This is a genomic window from Pectobacterium atrosepticum, assembly GCA_019056595.1.
GTDB lineage: Bacteria > Pseudomonadota > Gammaproteobacteria > Enterobacterales > Enterobacteriaceae > Pectobacterium > Pectobacterium atrosepticum.
On record CP036163.1, the window covers coordinates 3611870 to 3628134 of the forward strand.

Below are 16265 nucleotides of genomic sequence, written 5' to 3' on the forward strand. Positions count from 1 at the left end.
AATTTCAGCGACAAGGTTTGGTGCCATACCGAGATACACGGGGCTACCACGGTGCGAGGTGTCCCTGCGGGAACCTCATCACCGTGTTTCCCCTAATATCTGACATTTGCCGTGGCCTGAACCATCGCGATAAACGTTTCTGTTTAAACAGTGGAACACAAGAGGGCTGACTGTGAAGCGATCTGTCTTGTTGTTGGTGGGCGCCATGCTGGCACCCTATAGCTATAGTGCGCAGGATAATGCCGTGTCGTTATCCGTTTCCGGTTTGAATACCGTTCTGGATAACGGTCTGCTGAAAGTCACATTCGGGGAGGATGGCAGCGCGGTGAGCATGGTGACGGGTAGCAAAAATATCGTCACTAACCTGTCCGGTGCGGCACGCGATCCGAGCAAAACGCGTAGCGCTTACCTCGATTACTATATCAATAATGGCAATGTTAAAGGCGTCAAAGATTTCGTCCCTGAGCGGCTGGAGGTGCTGCGTAACGATCGTGAGATGGCGCATGTGGCCTATATCGACGATCGAGGCGGGCTGTTAAAGCTCGAATATCATCTGATTATGCGTCGCGGCGTTAGCGGGCTTTACAGTTATGTGGTAGCCGAAAATAGCGGAAGTCAGGGTGTTAACGTCAGTGAGCTGCGTAACGTCTATCGCTTCGATCCTGCACGGTTAGACCATCTCTACAGCGGCGTTCGCCAGGGTAAGCCGCTGCTCTATAGACAGCTTGAAGCCTCGCCAAAGGTGCAGGATGAAACCTGGCGACTGCCGGATGGCAGTATCTATTCCAAATATGACTTCGCTGGTTATATGCGGACCGCGCCTTTCTGGGGTGTTTTCGGCAATGGCGTGGGCGCATGGTTGATTCACGGCAACCGGGAGTATTTCTCCGGTGATGCGCTCAAGCAGGATTTGTTGGTGCATCAGGATGCGATCATTCTGAACTATATGACGGGGTCGCACTTTGGCACGCCGGATATGAAAGCCCCGCCGGGCTGGAAAAAATTCTACGGCCCGTGGCTGCTGTACATTAACGAGGGCGATACCGAACAGGTGCTAGCGGATGCCCAGCGTCAGGCACTGACGGAAACGGTTAGTTGGCCGTATAAATGGGTGGACGATTCCCGCTATGCGCGCGATCGCACGCAGGTCAGCGGACGCGTTGCCAGCCAGCAGCCAGTCACTGTTGTGCTTTCATCGTCATTGGATGAACCGTTTGATGTGCAAACCCGCGGCTATTCGTATCAGGCAACGACAGACTCGCAGGGAAATTTTGCTATTCCTCATGTCCGACCGGGTAATTACCATCTGTCCGTGTACGCCAACAGCGGTACGCAGCCGGGGATATTGGCAGAGCAAGCGCTGTCCGTTTCTGGTGATAAGCAAGTACTGCCGATGATAACGCTGCCTAAAGCCGAATCGGTTGTCTGGGCCATTGGGCAAGCCAATCGGCAGGCGAGCGAATTCCGCTTTGGTAACGAAGTACGTAACACCCGCTGGCAGCATGAGGTTCCTGCAAATCTGACGTTCGATATTGGCCGCAGCGACTATCAGCGCGACTGGTATTACGCGCAGACCAAACCGGGAAAATGGGATATCCGTTTCGCGCTACAACCTGAGAAGAAAACCTATTTCCTTAACATCGCACTGGCGGCAGCCAGCAACAGCGGCATGAGCGAGCCAACCGTGCCACAGTTGGCGGTAATGGTAAACGGCACCACGCTGGAGACACTAACTTACGACAACGATAAAGCCATCTATCGCGGTGCGCTACAGAGCGGTCGCTATCACGTTGCACGTATCCCCGTATCATCCGGTTTCCTGAAAAATGGCAACAACACAATCACACTGCAATTAAAAGGCGGCAGCGTGATGTATGACGTGGTGACGTTAAGCGAGGAATAAATCCAGCTTGAACAACGCGTAGGGGAGTGGGCAGGGATAGCCCACGATAAAAAAGAGCAGGAGCGATTTTCAACAACGCGTAGCGTTGGCCCGAAGGGGTGTGGGCAGGGATAGCCCACGATAAAAAATTATTTCTGCTCGCTGAGAAGCAGTTGCGCCATCTCTTCATTGGACAATTGTGTGACGCGCTGAACCAACTCCTGCTCCATTTTACTTTGCAGCATCTGACGGGCAATATTTAACGCGCTGGCTTTCATTCCTTCTTGCATCCCTTCCTGCATTCCTTGTTCAAATCCCCTTTGATGTAATTGCTGTGCAATAGTCATAGTATCTTCCTTATGCGTTGACAGGGGCTCAGCCACTGAATCAATGAATCTGTCTATGTCAGAGGTATTGCCTACTTTCGCGACGTACAGTAACAACGCGTGCCGCAGTGGTAAAGACAGGTTCCAGTGTTCAAATAATAGCCCGATGTCGTGTGCCAATTCCAGCATATCTCGTGTGCGAATATGCTTTTGTACGAGTTCCAGCAGCGCTGCACGACGGTGCGTTTTGATTTCCTCATCTGGAATTACAGTCAGATCTATCAACGGAAATGCACGATGGTAAACCTGTGCTGCCAGTTCCGGATCGGTGAAATGATCCCACCACTGCATGCTATACGGGTAAGGACTCCGTTTGCCGTGATAGAACAGGAGCGGAATGACGACGGGTAACGACCGATGACCTTGCGATAAATGTTGCTGCATAGCATCAAGGCAGTAGCGTAATAGCCGGAAGGGCATGAGTTTGTCGGGTCGGCTTTGATGTTCTATGACGCAATAGATATATCCAGAGCCAGAGCGAGTTTGTAGTGAGTACAGCATATCTGACAGACGTGAACGCAATGTTCTTTCGATAAACGATGCAGACTCCAACTGTAATGTACTGAAATCACACTGTTGCTGAATAGCGGGTGGCAAATGAGCTGTAAGGAAATCTCTGGCGATATCAATATCGCTTAAAAACTGCTTGAAGATGGCATCGTGAGGCTGCATCGCATCCTTCCCTGTGATGAGTATGCCGACACCATAGCGAATGGTTCAGAGAGGAAAAGCGTGCTGATTATTATTGGGAATCCGTCCCGCAAAAAAGAGCAGGAGCGGTTTTCAACAACGCAAAGCGTTGGCCCGGAGGGAGTGGGCAGGGATAGCCCACGATAAAAAATCGCAGGAGCGATTTTCAACAACGCAAAGCGTTGGATTTCATAAAGGAGCTGGCCCGCGAAATGCGGGCCAGAGAGAGGCAGAGATTAGTGGGAACTGCCTTTTGAAGCACCGACGCCGGTTTGTGAGCGGACAAACTGCGCATGGAAGCGAGCACGTTCTTGCTGTCCTGTTTCGGAACGATCGGTGATGGAGAAGAACCAGATACCGATAAACGCGACCAGCATGGAGAATAGCGCGGGATAATCGTAAGGATAAATAGGCGCAGCGTGACCGAGGATTTTCACCCAGATCGTCGGCCCCAGTACCATCAGAATGACGGCCGTTAACAGCCCCGCCCAACCACCAATCATGGCGCCGCGTGTCGTCAGCTTCGACCAGTACATTGAGATGATAATGATGGGGAAGTTACAACTGGCGGCAATGGAGAAGGCCAACCCAACCATGAAGGCGATATTCTGGTTCTCAAACAGGATGCCGAGCGAAATAGCCACGACACCCAGCACCAATACGGTGATTTTCGAGACTTTCAGCTCATCGCGTTCTGTCGCTTTCCCTTTCTTAATGACGTTGGAATAGAGATCGTGGGATACAGCAGACGCGCCCGCTAGCGTCAACCCAGCGACGACGGCCAGAATAGTGGCAAAGGCCACGGCGGAGATAAAGCCGAGGAAGAAGTTGCCACCGACCGCATCGGCAAGATGTATTGCCGCCATGTTATTTCCACCGATGAGTGCGCCCGTTGCGTCTTTAAACTCCGGGTTGGCACTCACCAACAGGATGGCTCCGAAACCGATGATGAAGGTCAGGAAGTAGAAATAACCCATGAACCCAGTGGCGTAGAACACGCTTTTTCGGGCTTCCTTGGCATCGCTGACGGTGAAAAAGCGCATCAGAATGTGTGGCAAACCGGCTGTACCGAACATCAGCCCTAATCCGAGAGACAACGCGGATATCGGGTCAGAAACCAGTCCGCCGGGGCTCATGATCGCCGCGCCTTTTGGGTGAACCTCCATCGCCTGTTTGAACAGCGCGTCAAAGCTGAATCCTACGGATTTCATCACCATGACGGCCATGAAGGTGGCGCCGAATAGCAGCAGGACAGCTTTGATAATCTGTACCCATGTGGTGGCGAGCATGCCGCCAAACATCACGTACATCACCATCAGAATGCCGACCAGTACCACGGCCACATGGTAGTTAAGGCCGAACAGGAGTTCGATGAGTTTCCCCGCGCCAACCATCTGTGCGATGAGGTATAACGCTACGACCACCAGCGAACCACAGGCAGAGAGGCTGCGGATGGGGTTTTGTTTCAGCCGGTATGACGCGACATCGGCAAAGGTGTAACGCCCAAGGTTGCGTAGTCGCTCTGCGATCAGAAACAGGATAATCGGCCAGCCGACCAAAAATCCGAGTGAGTAGATCAGACCGTCATAGCCGGAAGTATAAACTAGTGCAGAAATACCGAGGAAGGACGCGGCTGACATGTAGTCACCCGCAATCGCCAGCCCGTTCTGGAAACCGGTAATGTTGCCGCCAGCCGTATAATAGTCGCTACGTGATCGGGTTTTCTTCGACGCCCAGTAAGTGATATACAGCGTACCGCCGACGAACAGCAGAAACATCACGATGGCCTGAATATTCAGCGGCTGGCGCTGGACATCCCCTGTGAGCGCATCCGCCGCCCACGCAAGTACGGGTAGCGTCAACAGTCCGAACAACATCATAAAGCGTATTTTCATTGCTTTACCTCATCCAGTAACTGCTTGGTCAGACGATCAAATTCACCGTTGGCGCGATACACATAGACGCCTGTCAGAATGAAGGAAATCGCAATCAATCCCACTCCGATTGGAATACCACGGGTAATGCTCGAATCGGGAGCGATTGGTGTTCCCAGCCAGCCTGGCGCAAAGGCGATCAGCAGAATAAAACCGACATAAAGCACCAGCATGATCAACGAAAGAAAAGCGGCAAAACGCTGTCGCTTGTTGACCAGTTCTCTGAATAAGGGGTTACTTTCAATCCGTTGATAAATGGCATCATTCATCGTAAGTCTCCAGTAATCTGTTAGGTTGAGTATTGCCGCAACGTGGCCGCCTGATTTATCGCCAGCCACATTCCCGCAAGCCACGTCATGGCTTACGGGGATAGAGAACGCGGTGGGTCAGGTAGTTATTGAGAGGCGGTACTCATGGCCTGCTTTTCTTCGAGCAGTTTTTCGACGACACCAGGATCAGCCAGCGTTGAGGTATCCCCCAGATTGCTGGTGTCACCGGCGGCGATCTTACGCAAAATACGACGCATGATTTTGCCGGATCGCGTTTTCGGTAAGGAATCAGTCCAGTGCAGGATGTCCGGTGTGGCAATGGGGCCGATTTCCTTACGCACCCAGTTGCGCACTTCCGTATACAGCTCGCTGGACGGCTCTTCGCCGTGGTTTAGTGTGATGTAGGCGTAAATAGCCTGCCCTTTCATATGGTGCGGGATACCCACCACGGCCGCTTCGGCAATCTTAGGATGTGCGACGAGAGCAGACTCGATTTCCGCTGTCCCCAGACGGTGCCCGGAAACGTTCAGCACGTCGTCAACACGACCCGTGATCCAGTAATAGCCATCCTCGTCACGGCGCGCGCCGTCGCCGCTGAAATACATGCCTTTAAAGGTGGAAAAATAGGTTTGCTCAAAGCGATCGTGATCGCCAAACAGGGTTCTTGCCTGACCCGGCCAAGAATCTACAATCACCAGATTGCCTTCACTAATGCCTTCCTGCGGGTTGCCGAGATTGTCGACTAGTGCAGGTTGTACGCCAAAGAACGGACGCGTCGCGGAGCCAGCTTTCGCTTCGATTGCACCCGGGATCGGGGTGATCATGAAGCCGCCCGTTTCCGTTTGCCACCAGGTATCGACGATAGGGCATTTACCATTGCCGATTTTGTTGAAATACCACTCCCAGGCTTCCGGGTTGATCGGCTCACCGACAGAACCCATGATCCTGAGCGATTCGCGCGATGTGCCCTCGATCGCCTTGTCACCTTCAGCCATCAGCGCGCGGATTGCAGTAGGGGCGGTATAGAGGATGTTAACCTTATGCTTATCGACCACTTGCGCCATACGGCTAGCGTCCGGCCAGGTTGGTACACCTTCGAACATCAGCGTAATCGCGCCGCATGCCAGCGGGCCATAAAGTAGGTAGCTGTGCCCCGTAACCCAGCCAACATCCGCCGTACACCAGTAGATGTCGCCGGGATGGTAGTCAAATACATACTTGAAGGTCAGCGCGGCATAAACCAGATAGCCGCCAGTGGTGTGTAATACGCCCTTGGGTTTACCGGTCGAACCCGATGTATAAAGGATAAACAGTGGATCTTCCGCATTCATCTCTTCTGGTGGACAGTGATCGTCTGCTTTTTCAACCAGATCGTGCCACCACAGATCGCGTCCGTTCTGCCATTCATTGATCTTACCGGTACGACGGAAAACGATAACGCTGGAAATTGTCGTGACGTTCGGATTTTTTAACGCCTCATCAATATTCTTTTTCAGTGGAATCACACGCCCGGCTCGCATGCCTTCATCGGCGGTGATGACCAGCTTGGCGCTGGAATCGATGATACGCCCAGAAATCGCTTCGGGAGAAAAGCCTCCGAAGATCACCGAGTGAATAGCGCCGATTCTGGCGCATGCCAGCATTGCCACAGCCGCTTCTGGCACCATCGGCATATAAATGGCAACGACATCACCTTTCTTAACACCCTGTGACTTCAACACATTAGCGAAACGGCATACGGACTGGTGCAGTTCACGATAGGTGACTTTTTTACTTTCGGTTGCGTCATCCCCTTCCCAGATGATGGCCGTTTGATCGCCACGCTCGGCCAGATGGCGATCCAGGCAATTTGCTGCCACATTTAATGTACCGTCTTCAAACCAGCGAATACGTATGTGGCCAGGGTCGAACGAGGTGTTCTTGATCGTTTCATAGGGTTTGATCCAATCGACAATCTTTGCCTGCTCACCCCAAAAGGCGGCGGGATCGTCAACGGATAGCCGATACATATTTTCGTATTGCTGGGCATTTATCAGTGCATTTTCCGCAATAGCGGCGGGAATGGCGTGTTTATTATGTTGTGTCATAGCGCTTCTCCTTAAACATGTTAATGCTATGTCAAATAATGGTTAATTGTAGTTAACTAAATAGCTGATCCTAATATCGCTACACTTTTGCCTGACCGTGCTTCCTGCCAGGAAATGGGCTTACCGTTTTCATAAAATAGCGTACTTTGTTCAGTAATTGCCACATCGAACGACAGCTATGATTTCTAGTTATTGTGTCGTGTAATGCCTGCCATAACCGTTCTACGTGGTTCACCCACGGTGAGTAAATTGGTTGATAAATAACAATAAATTTTGGGTTATTCTTCAGCCAACGAAGCGTTTCACGACTTTTATGGATGATGTAGTTATCAACGATCAGCGTGATCGTTTTTGCTCGCCGGTACGTGCTTTTTAGATGTTTTAACAAGCTGATAAATAACCCCGAGTTTTTACTGCTGCTGCCGACGTAACTGACTTTTCCTGTGCCGCTGTGCAACGCGCCAGCCAGATAATATTTTTCGTTTTTCCCTGGCGTAACAACTCGCTTTTGTTGACCACGTAGCTGCCAGTCAGCACCTATTTTGGGGTTGAGATGGATGGCGAACGGTTGAAGCATGCAAACGGCACCCGGTTATCTCGTTGATTTTTATTGCTAACAGTTCAGTACTCCAGCGAGAACGCTGATAACCAAAATCTTCCGGCGAATGCTTAATCAGTTGACGCAACAGCACACAAATGCGCTCAAACGGCCAGCGTCGGCCACGACCTGAGGGTAATGATTTCAGGCCTTCCAGCCCGTAAAGTGTGAACCAATTAATCCAGCGCCCCAGCGATGAACGTGCGCAGCAAAGCGTTTTGGCAACGTCACTTATCTTGTCCCCACGATGAAGCATCAACATCGCGGTGAGTCTGCGGGCATAGTTTTTATCACATGTTTTATGGATGGTTTTTTGCATCAGACACCTTTCGGCGTCGGGTATCGGTGCTATGATCGGCATGACTCAGTCCGGTTGGTGATTTGGGATATTCAGCGATTGATCAGATCGCTTAAATCGGACTGAGTTCCCTTCTGGTGATCTACTATTTGGAACAGCTATTTAGTTATCTTTGTTTCTTTTTTGCGCGATTGATCACGCAATGCAGGAAAAGCAATGCAGCGTTACTTAAAAGATAGTCTTTTAGTTCAGAAAGTAGGCAGTTTTTTCGCGGTAGCCAAAACGCGATAAGTGATGTATGTCACAATATGAAAGTCAGCAGAATTATCTATGCTGTTATAATGTCATTAACGATCAATTCATTGTTTTCAATAGATTATATCTATTGTTATCAAGTTTTTGATCGCCCTTTACGATCAAAAGGCATAAAGATCCCGCTTATTCAGCCGATAGTAAAAATCCTGTTCAGAGTATATTCCTACGTGAGCCAGCTATTTAGTGCGTTCAGCTGTGGTTTATGTGTTGAAATTTTGTACCAGTTGTTAATTATATGTAGGCTATTAATGAAATAGATTTATCTGATTATCAACGGGCAGATAAGTATGAATAATCTACACTCTAGGTGGGTTACACAGTACAGATGTGGGCCTTCTTAAAAAGGGTAAAGATGCCGTCTGCTAGCCGCTGACAAAAAGAAAAAGTGAAGTGTTATTTTTTGTGCCTTATTCAGAAATATCCGGTTTCCAAAAATAAATAACAGAGATATACCCAACATCACTGACGCTGAGTAAGGCGGCAGATGTTTGAGCCCCGGTAACCAGAGAACAGGTAAAAGGTTCCGGTTAGCGAAATTCACTATTTTCATTAGGTGATTTTCTGGGGTGGGAAGAACACTATTAGTCCGGAAACCTTTTAAATTCCGGTAGGTTGATTGCTTATCAATGGTGTGCCGTGACGTCATGGTGCGCTGTGAGATATCTTTTTACATAGCATGATGCAGAGGAAACAATGAGTCTGATATTTGGCCGGAATGAGATTTTAGGCATGCTTTCTCAACCAGTTCAGAATGATCGGCGTGCTGTGGCAGTGATTGACGAGAAATGTAAAGTCGTCTGCGCGAATTCTGCCTTCAACGCCCATTTTGGATTGCGTGCTGAAATGAATACGCCCGTCTCAATTGATGATGTGCTACCTATCAACGTGAAGTTTGCCTATCACGACTTTATGACGAATTCCAACGTGTTGAGTACGCGTGTGGTCTCGGATCTACTGTCTGATGGCTTTACCAAAAAGCAGTTAAGTACGCTGTCTTTTTCTAAGCTGAACGTTGAAAATCGAGTGCTTTCTCTGCTGATCCTGAATCAGGATGCGGTTGAGCCTTCGACAAATTTGGCGTCATAAGCTTGAATAATCGTAGACTATCTGGCCGGAAGAGTAGATACGTGTATTTTCCAGTGGAATATAACGACAAAAGAGGCGTTGTTGTTATTGATAACGTTGTTATTGCTAATTTAGCATCGTTTTCTCAACAGCAATCGATTGCGTTGGTTATTCTCTGATACCCGCTGACGGCCAGTAGAACGATAAAGCAGCACCGAGTTTTCATGAATGGAGAATAAAAAACGTTTTTTATTAACCTCCATAGTGTGAAAAATTAAGAAAAATAGAGAGTTAACTATTTTATTGCATGTAATATGCTCCTTTTGAAATAAGCAGCGAAACGTTTCGATATCATCCTGCCTTACTCTTCGCCTATTCCCTTTTCCTTCTGTCTTTTTGTGGATTATTCCTTTAGGTAACACGGTTTATTAATCATTGATAATAAGCTCTGAAAATTTTCTTTATTTTTAGTGCATTGAATCCTGAAGGATGAAGAATGGATAAGTAGACTCTCGTCTAATTATTGATGAGGTTAAGCCGATGCAGCGCTTATCGGCATATAGCACTTTTTGATAAAACCAAACGTCAGTTTTTTACTGGTAATGATATTTCTGCCCATCGGTTTACCAATATCGAGAACGCGCTTTCCGTAATAATTCTGACTCACAACGCATTACTTTAATTATTTTTCGATTTCTGGTTCCCTTTTTTACTTTCTCAATTGGCATAGCTTCTGAAAACAAGCGTTTCTTATGCTATAGGGGATAAATAATGGTTAAATTTCGTACCCACCTGTTGGCTCGTATTTTACGAGCCGGGGTACTTGGGGCATCGTTTGCTTCAGTGCTGCCAATGGCGGCGGTCTATGCTGCATCTGCTGTGTCTGTCCAACAATACGCGGTGTCGTCTGGCCCGCTCAATCAGGTATTGAATCAATTTGCCCAACAGGCTGGCGTATTACTTTCTTACGATCCAGCATTAGTGGCAGGTAAACGCGGTGCTGGGTTGCAGGGGAACTACAACATTGAGCAGGGTTTCCAGCAGATTCTCAGCAATAGCGGCATAAGTGCACAGTACAGTGCTGATGGTAGCGTGACGCTAGTGCAGCGCACGACGAGCGAACCCGTACCCGTTTCTGCACCTGTTGTCGCTAAAAACGATCGAATTGTCGTTAATGCCCCGCCGAATACCGCGATGAAGTTGGATGTACCGGTTTCAGAAACGCCGCGCGCGGTTGCGGTTGTGACAGAAAAACAGATCGAAGAGCGCGGGGCGCAAAAAATCGATCAGGCGCTACGCTACAGCAGCGGTATTCTGGCTACGACATACGGGCCGGATAATAAGGCAGAATGGGTGACTATTCGTGGATTTAGCGATCAATCTCGGTTCCAGAATGGTCTGGCTACGCTGAATGAAGATGGATTCTATGGCCAGCAGATTGAGCCATTTGGGGTCGAGCGTATCGAGGTTCTGAAAGGCCCAGCCTCTGTTCTGTATGGACAAAACCCGCCGGGCGGCCTGGTTAATGTCATCACCAAACGGCCGACGCGTTTGCCGCAGGGAAAAGTGGAGCTGGAATACGGCTCTAACGACTATCGCCATCTGGCCGTCGACAGTGCGGGTCCGTTAAATGATGATGGCTCGGTGCTGTATCGCGTTGTCGCGCTAGCTCGCGATACCTCGGGTGAGATGGATTTCTCGAAGAGTAAGCGACTTTACCTAGCTCCGAGCGTCACGTTCCTCGGAGAAGACACCGAACTGACCGTGTTAGCCAGCTACATGGATACGAATTCCGACACGACCAACGGCTTTAAACTGCCTTACGGTACATTACATGGCACGCCGTTTGGCAAAGTTGGCTATAAAACATCGCTGGGTGAACCGGGAATGAACCGCCATGATACTCGGCAGTTCAATTTGGGCTATGAGTTCACGCATCATCTGAATGACACATGGACGTTCCACCAGAACCTGAACTACGCCTACCTTAATTTGGATCTGCGTAATGCTTATGCGCTGAGTATGGCTGATGCGCGTCAGGCTAATCGTGGGCTGACCTACCGCGACGGCTTTGCGCAAAACTGGGCCACGGATAACCGCTTAGTGGGGGAATGGCAGTGGGAAGATATTGAAAACACCCTGCTGCTCGGGTTTGACTATCGTCGCGCCAATGCGCAAAGCCGCGATGGTAATCTGTACTCCTTTGGCGCCCCTATCGATATTTTTAATCCGGTCTACGGTAACTATGCGTCACCTGACAGCCAACTGTTCGATCATCGTTCTGGACGCCATCAGACCGGTTACTACGTTCAGAATCAGATCAAGTATGACGAGCGCCTGATCTTCTTGCTGGGTGGACGTTACGACGTGGCGAAGTCTCGCGACCGTAATTTATCATCAGGCGAGGATACCCGCACCGACGATACCAAATTCACCAAGACTGCTGGGGTAATGTATCTGTTTGACAACGGGATCTCCCCTTACATCAGCTACTCGGAATCGTTCCTACCGGTGTCAGGCCGTGATGGTTACCAACGTCCTTATGTGCCGGAAGAAGGCCAACAGACGGAAGTTGGCGTGAAATATACGCCGGAAGGCTTTAACGGTTATGCGTCTGCTGCCTTGTTTAATCTGGAACAGAAAAACGTTAAAACGACGGATCCTAAAAACCCGAATCTGACTATTCAGTCGGGTGAAGCCCGGTCACGTGGCCTCGAATTGGAATTGAGCGGTGAGGTCTATACCGGCCTGACGCTGACGGCAAACTACACTTACAACGAAGTGGAGACGACCAAATCGGGTTCCGTTGGTGAAGTCGGCAAACGTCTTCCGGGATTGCCTGAGCAAATCGTGTCTGGCTGGGCGACCTATGCCTTTAACGGCAAACTGGGAGGGTTAAGTATCGGTAGTGGCGTACGCTATGTTGGCAGCTCTTACGGCGACATTGCCAATACGGCGGATATGAAGGTTCCGGCTTATACGCTGTGGGATGCGATGATTGCCTATGATTTCAGCAAAGACTGGCGGTTGCAGGTTAATGCCACCAATCTGGCAAATCACGAGTACGTCAGCGCCTGTAACTATTGGTGCTACTACGGCGAAGGCCGTAACGTTAGCGCGAATGTCAGCTATCGTTGGTGATTTCCCGTTTTGAATATCGCTGAAAGAAGCCTTCGGGCTTCTTTCTTTTTTGCAGCATTCGCCATGCAACTCCCTCCTTTTTACTGTAATCGGCACGATAGTCGTTGACTTTGCTTTTAATGATAATGAAAATCATTTCATTGCTGTCACATTGAGCGAACACCGTGAAGAGTCCCGCCGCTGCCTGCCCTCATCAGCCTGAAATCTTAAATGTTCAGCAGATTTATCATGACCATCATTCCTGGTTACAGGCATGGTTGCGTCGGCGTTTGGGATGTTCACAGCAGGCTGCGGATCTGGCGCAAGACACGTTTCTACGTTTGATTTGCCAACATCAGACCGATAATATTCGTGAACCGCGTGCCTGGCTGACGACCGTGGCCCACGGGCTAGTGGTTAACCACTGGCGACGTAAAGACATTGAGAATGCCTACCTTCAGGTGCTAGTTGAGCAAGAGTTTAACTTTTCCCCTTCGCTGGAGCAGCAGGCCATCGTGGTGGAGGCGCTGCTGGCCATCGACCAGATGTTGGCGATGCTGCCTGTTAAGGTGCGGCAGGCATTCTTGTTGGTGCATCTTGATGGCTTGACCTATCGGCAGGTTGCTGAACAATTAGCCGTTTCCGAGCGGATGGTAAAAAAATATATGGCACAGGCAATGCTGAATTGTCTATTGTGTCAGGACTTATGATTTCCTCTATTACTTCTTCTATTCCGAAAGATGTTCTTTATGCTGCCGCTGAGTGGTATGCGACGCTGTATGACGAAGACTGTTCCGAAAATGATCGTCAGACATGGCAGCGATGGTTACATGAAGATGAAACCCATCGGCTTGCCTGGCAGCAGGTTGAACAGATTCATGCCCGATTCCATGCGGTAGACAGCCAATTAGCTTCTTCTGTGCTGAGCAGGCGGGGTGAAGAACGCCGACGCATGCTTAAATTGTTGGTTATTGCCAGCGTTACCGGAGGCGTGGGTTTTAGTCTGCCGTGGGACAGTTATGCTGCCGATTACCGCACGGGAACGGGAGAAACGAGTGAGCTCAGCATCGAAACGGGGATGACCGTCTGGCTGAATACGGATTCTGCATTGAATCAGCAGGGCAGCCCCGCGTTGTCTCAGCCGCTGACGTTTCAATTGATAAAAGGTGAATTGATGCTGGACAACCAAACGGCGCATGCTGCTCGGTTGACGACCCCGCATGGCGATCTCGCTGCTGCTGCGCATTCCTGTCAATTGGCGCTCCGCTACACTTCCGCCCACAGCGTCCTTTCTGTTTTTAGCGGTGAGGTTTTGCTACAAACGGCAGTACCCGCCGCACAGCGCGTGACGGCGGGGCAACAGGTTATTTTTACTCGAGACAGGTGCCGCGAGCCTGCGCCCGTTGAGAATTTCCGCCAGAGCTGGCGCAAGGGACTGCTGGTCGCGGATAGCATGCCGTTAGGACAGCTCATCAATGAAATTTCCCGTTATCATAATGGTTATTTTCATGTCGATTCCGCTGTCTCGAATTTACGGATTTCGGGCGTTTTTCCGCTGCATGAAACCGACCGCCTGCTTGACGCCATTGTACGGACGCTGCCAGTGAAGGTGAGCAGACGTTTTTCTTGGTGGGTAGATATCCGCCCGAGCTAAAACACAGCTGGTATTTCGCCGATAAAACACCAAAAATATGCCGCATTTGTTAGCTGGTTGGTTATCACTCGCAGACTAAACACAAATCTGGCGCATATATATCAATCTGTTGATACCGAAAAAGGCGTAGCATACTCCACAAAGGGTATTCTGAGCGTTGCCTCTTCATACGGGATGTCATCATGCAGTTACTGAACCTGAAACAAGCTCGCCTGTTGAGCTTTTTCTTTATTATGGGTGGCCTGTTTATATTGCTGCCTTTACGCCTGCTGACCTGCTTTATTGCCGGTTTTTTGGTGTATGAAATTGTGAATTTGCTGACTCCCTATTTTCAACGGGTCATCAGTGGTAAACGTGCTCGTTGGATTGTGGTCGCAGTGATCAGTACGCTGGTAGTCAGCCTATTGAGTCTATTGTTTGGCAGCCTGGTCGGATTGTTGATGCAGGAAATGAAGGATACTGCCGCGTTCAATATACGCATTGGCTACATCCTCAATGACATCCAGCAGCAGATTATCCACTACTTACCTGGGTATCTGCCAGTCAGTATTGAAGAACTCCAACACGAGTTTCTGCAATGGATTCAGGCGCATATTGTGATGTTGCAGAACATGGGGAGAAGTTTCCTGCATGGATTTGTGACGATGCTCATCGGTATGGTGCTTGGCGCGATTGTCTCGCTTTATAACGTCGATCCGGACACGGAGAAACCGTTACTAAAAGCGGAGTTACTGCGCCGGGTTTCGTTGCTGTCGGCATCGTTCCGCAACATTGTTTTCGCCCAGGTGAAGATCTCTGCCGTTAACACGTCGCTGTCCGCCATTTTTATTCTCGGTGCTTTGCCGCTGTGCGGTATTCATCTGCCGTTTGCCAAAACGCTGGTGGTGCTCACCTTTGTTTTTGGTTTGCTACCGGTCATCGGTAACCTGATTTCTAACTCCATCGTTTTTCTGTCTGGCTTATCTCTTTCACTGCCAATCGCGCTGGTTGCGCTGGTGTATTTGATGCTGATTCACAAGCTTGAGTATTTCCTCAATGCACAAATCGTCGGAACGAGGATCAAAGCACACGCATGGGAAATTCTGTTGGCAATGCTGGTGTTTGAAGCGGCATTTGGCTTGTCCGGTGTGATTGCGGCACCGATATACTACGCTTACCTGAAAAGTGAATTAAAAGAAGCTGCACTGATTTAATCCTGCATTTCGGCAGGCGATTGACGCGATCGCCTGCCATATCATTCCATTGCCATATAGCACGCTACAACTGCGCACCAACGGCCCAATTCCCTCCTTTCCAAAATGATACCCTTAGCAGCATTACTATTGTCGTACGGATTAGTGAAGTATGAGTAAAGATGTTGCTGTTATTATTCGCCGTTTGGGGTTTGCCTTGATGCTGGCGGTGATTGTGGGCCTAGTGTTGCTTGCGCTGTTTATTGATGTGGTGGTGCTGAATAACGCCGTGGGGGAAATTTCTATTACTGAGTTTTCTCAGGAGGCGTTCTTATTATTGACAGGGCTGCTGTTCTTGCGCATCGCGATAAGATGTCGTGCGCGTCGGGGTGGCTATCTACTTATTGCCGGGTTCTTTTTCTGCCTGTTGATTAGAGAAATGGATTTCTTTCTAGATAATATTGCGCATGGCAGCTGGTTCTATTTCGCCATACTGTGTGCGGTGGTCTGCATTGGCTACGCGGCATTTTCACTAAATAATACGTTTGCCGGGCTGGCGCATTTTCTCCAGCACGCTAGCTATAGCTATATGGTGTGTGGATTACTGGCCGTTCTGGTCTTCTCTCGCCTGTTTGGTATGACCCAACTGTGGGGAACGCTGATGGATGATGGGTATATCAGAACCGTGAAAAACGTTGCAGAGGAAGGGGCTGAACTATTCGGCTATACGCTGTGTCTGATCGCTGGCGTACTGTATACCCGCTCTGTTAATCAAAAAACGAAGATCTAAATGAA

At 49.5% G+C, this 16265-nt stretch carries 11 protein-coding genes and 1 pseudogene; 7 read left to right on the plus strand and 5 right to left on the minus strand.

Annotation, left to right across the window (positions count from 1 at the left end):
- The first annotated feature begins 205 nt into the window (after positions 1–205).
- Positions 206–1903: a rhamnogalacturonate lyase gene (locus DCX48_17090; GenBank protein QXE17284.1), complete on the plus strand. Its 1698-nt coding sequence runs from the start codon at positions 206–208 to the stop codon at positions 1901–1903.
- 128 nt (positions 1904–2031) lie between these two features.
- On the opposite strand, the gene DCX48_17095 is transcribed toward DCX48_17090, so the two are convergent.
- The 5 genes and pseudogenes from DCX48_17095 to DCX48_17115 form a co-directional block, all read right to left on the minus strand.
- Positions 2032–2940 (minus strand): Rpn family recombination-promoting nuclease/putative transposase, encoded by a 909-nt coding sequence (locus tag DCX48_17095; protein QXE16082.1) that lies wholly within the window; start codon positions 2938–2940, stop codon positions 2032–2034.
- Positions 2941–3194: 254 nt separating this feature from the next.
- Positions 3195–4853, minus strand: coding sequence for a cation/acetate symporter ActP (actP, locus tag DCX48_17100; protein ID QXE16083.1), 1659 nt, complete (start codon positions 4851–4853; stop codon positions 3195–3197).
- Positions 4850–5161: a DUF485 domain-containing protein gene (locus DCX48_17105; protein ID QXE16084.1), complete on the minus strand. Its 312-nt coding sequence runs from the start codon at positions 5159–5161 to the stop codon at positions 4850–4852. The genes actP and DCX48_17105 overlap by 4 nt, the downstream gene beginning before the upstream one ends.
- 125 nt (positions 5162–5286) lie before the next feature.
- Positions 5287–7248, minus strand: a complete 1962-nt coding sequence (acs, locus tag DCX48_17110) for an acetate--CoA ligase (GenBank protein ID QXE16085.1) — start codon at positions 7246–7248, stop codon at positions 5287–5289.
- A 79-nt stretch (positions 7249–7327) separates the two neighbouring features.
- Positions 7328–8207 (minus strand): annotated as a pseudogene (locus tag DCX48_17115) (IS630 family transposase).
- 945 nt (positions 8208–9152) lie between these two features.
- On the opposite strand from DCX48_17115, the gene DCX48_17120 reads away from it, so the two are divergent.
- The 6 genes from DCX48_17120 to DCX48_17145 all read left to right on the plus strand — a co-directional run bounded on the left by DCX48_17120 (position 9153) and on the right by DCX48_17145 (position 16260).
- On the plus strand, positions 9153–9545 hold the full coding sequence (locus tag DCX48_17120; protein ID QXE16086.1) for a transcriptional regulator: 393 nt from the start codon (positions 9153–9155) through the stop codon (positions 9543–9545).
- Positions 9546–10295: 750 nt separating this feature from the next.
- Complete coding sequence (locus DCX48_17125) at positions 10296–12665, plus strand: TonB-dependent siderophore receptor (protein ID QXE16087.1); 2370 nt, start codon at positions 10296–10298, stop codon at positions 12663–12665.
- 164 nt (positions 12666–12829) lie between these two features.
- Entirely contained in the window at positions 12830–13354 is a 525-nt protein-coding gene (locus DCX48_17130; protein QXE16088.1) for a sigma-70 family RNA polymerase sigma factor, read from the plus strand.
- Positions 13351–14298: a DUF4880 domain-containing protein gene (locus tag DCX48_17135; GenBank protein ID QXE16089.1), complete on the plus strand. Its 948-nt coding sequence runs from the start codon at positions 13351–13353 to the stop codon at positions 14296–14298. Before DCX48_17130 ends, DCX48_17135 begins: the two co-directional genes overlap by 4 nt.
- A 182-nt stretch (positions 14299–14480) precedes the next feature.
- Complete coding sequence (locus DCX48_17140; protein QXE16090.1) at positions 14481–15491, plus strand: AI-2E family transporter; 1011 nt, start codon at positions 14481–14483, stop codon at positions 15489–15491.
- A gap of 151 nt (positions 15492–15642) precedes the next feature.
- Positions 15643–16260 carry a hypothetical protein gene (locus DCX48_17145; protein QXE16091.1) on the plus strand — a complete coding sequence of 206 codons (618 nt, stop codon included), beginning with the start codon at positions 15643–15645 and terminating at the stop codon, positions 16258–16260.
- Positions 16261–16265: the final 5 nt, after the last annotated feature.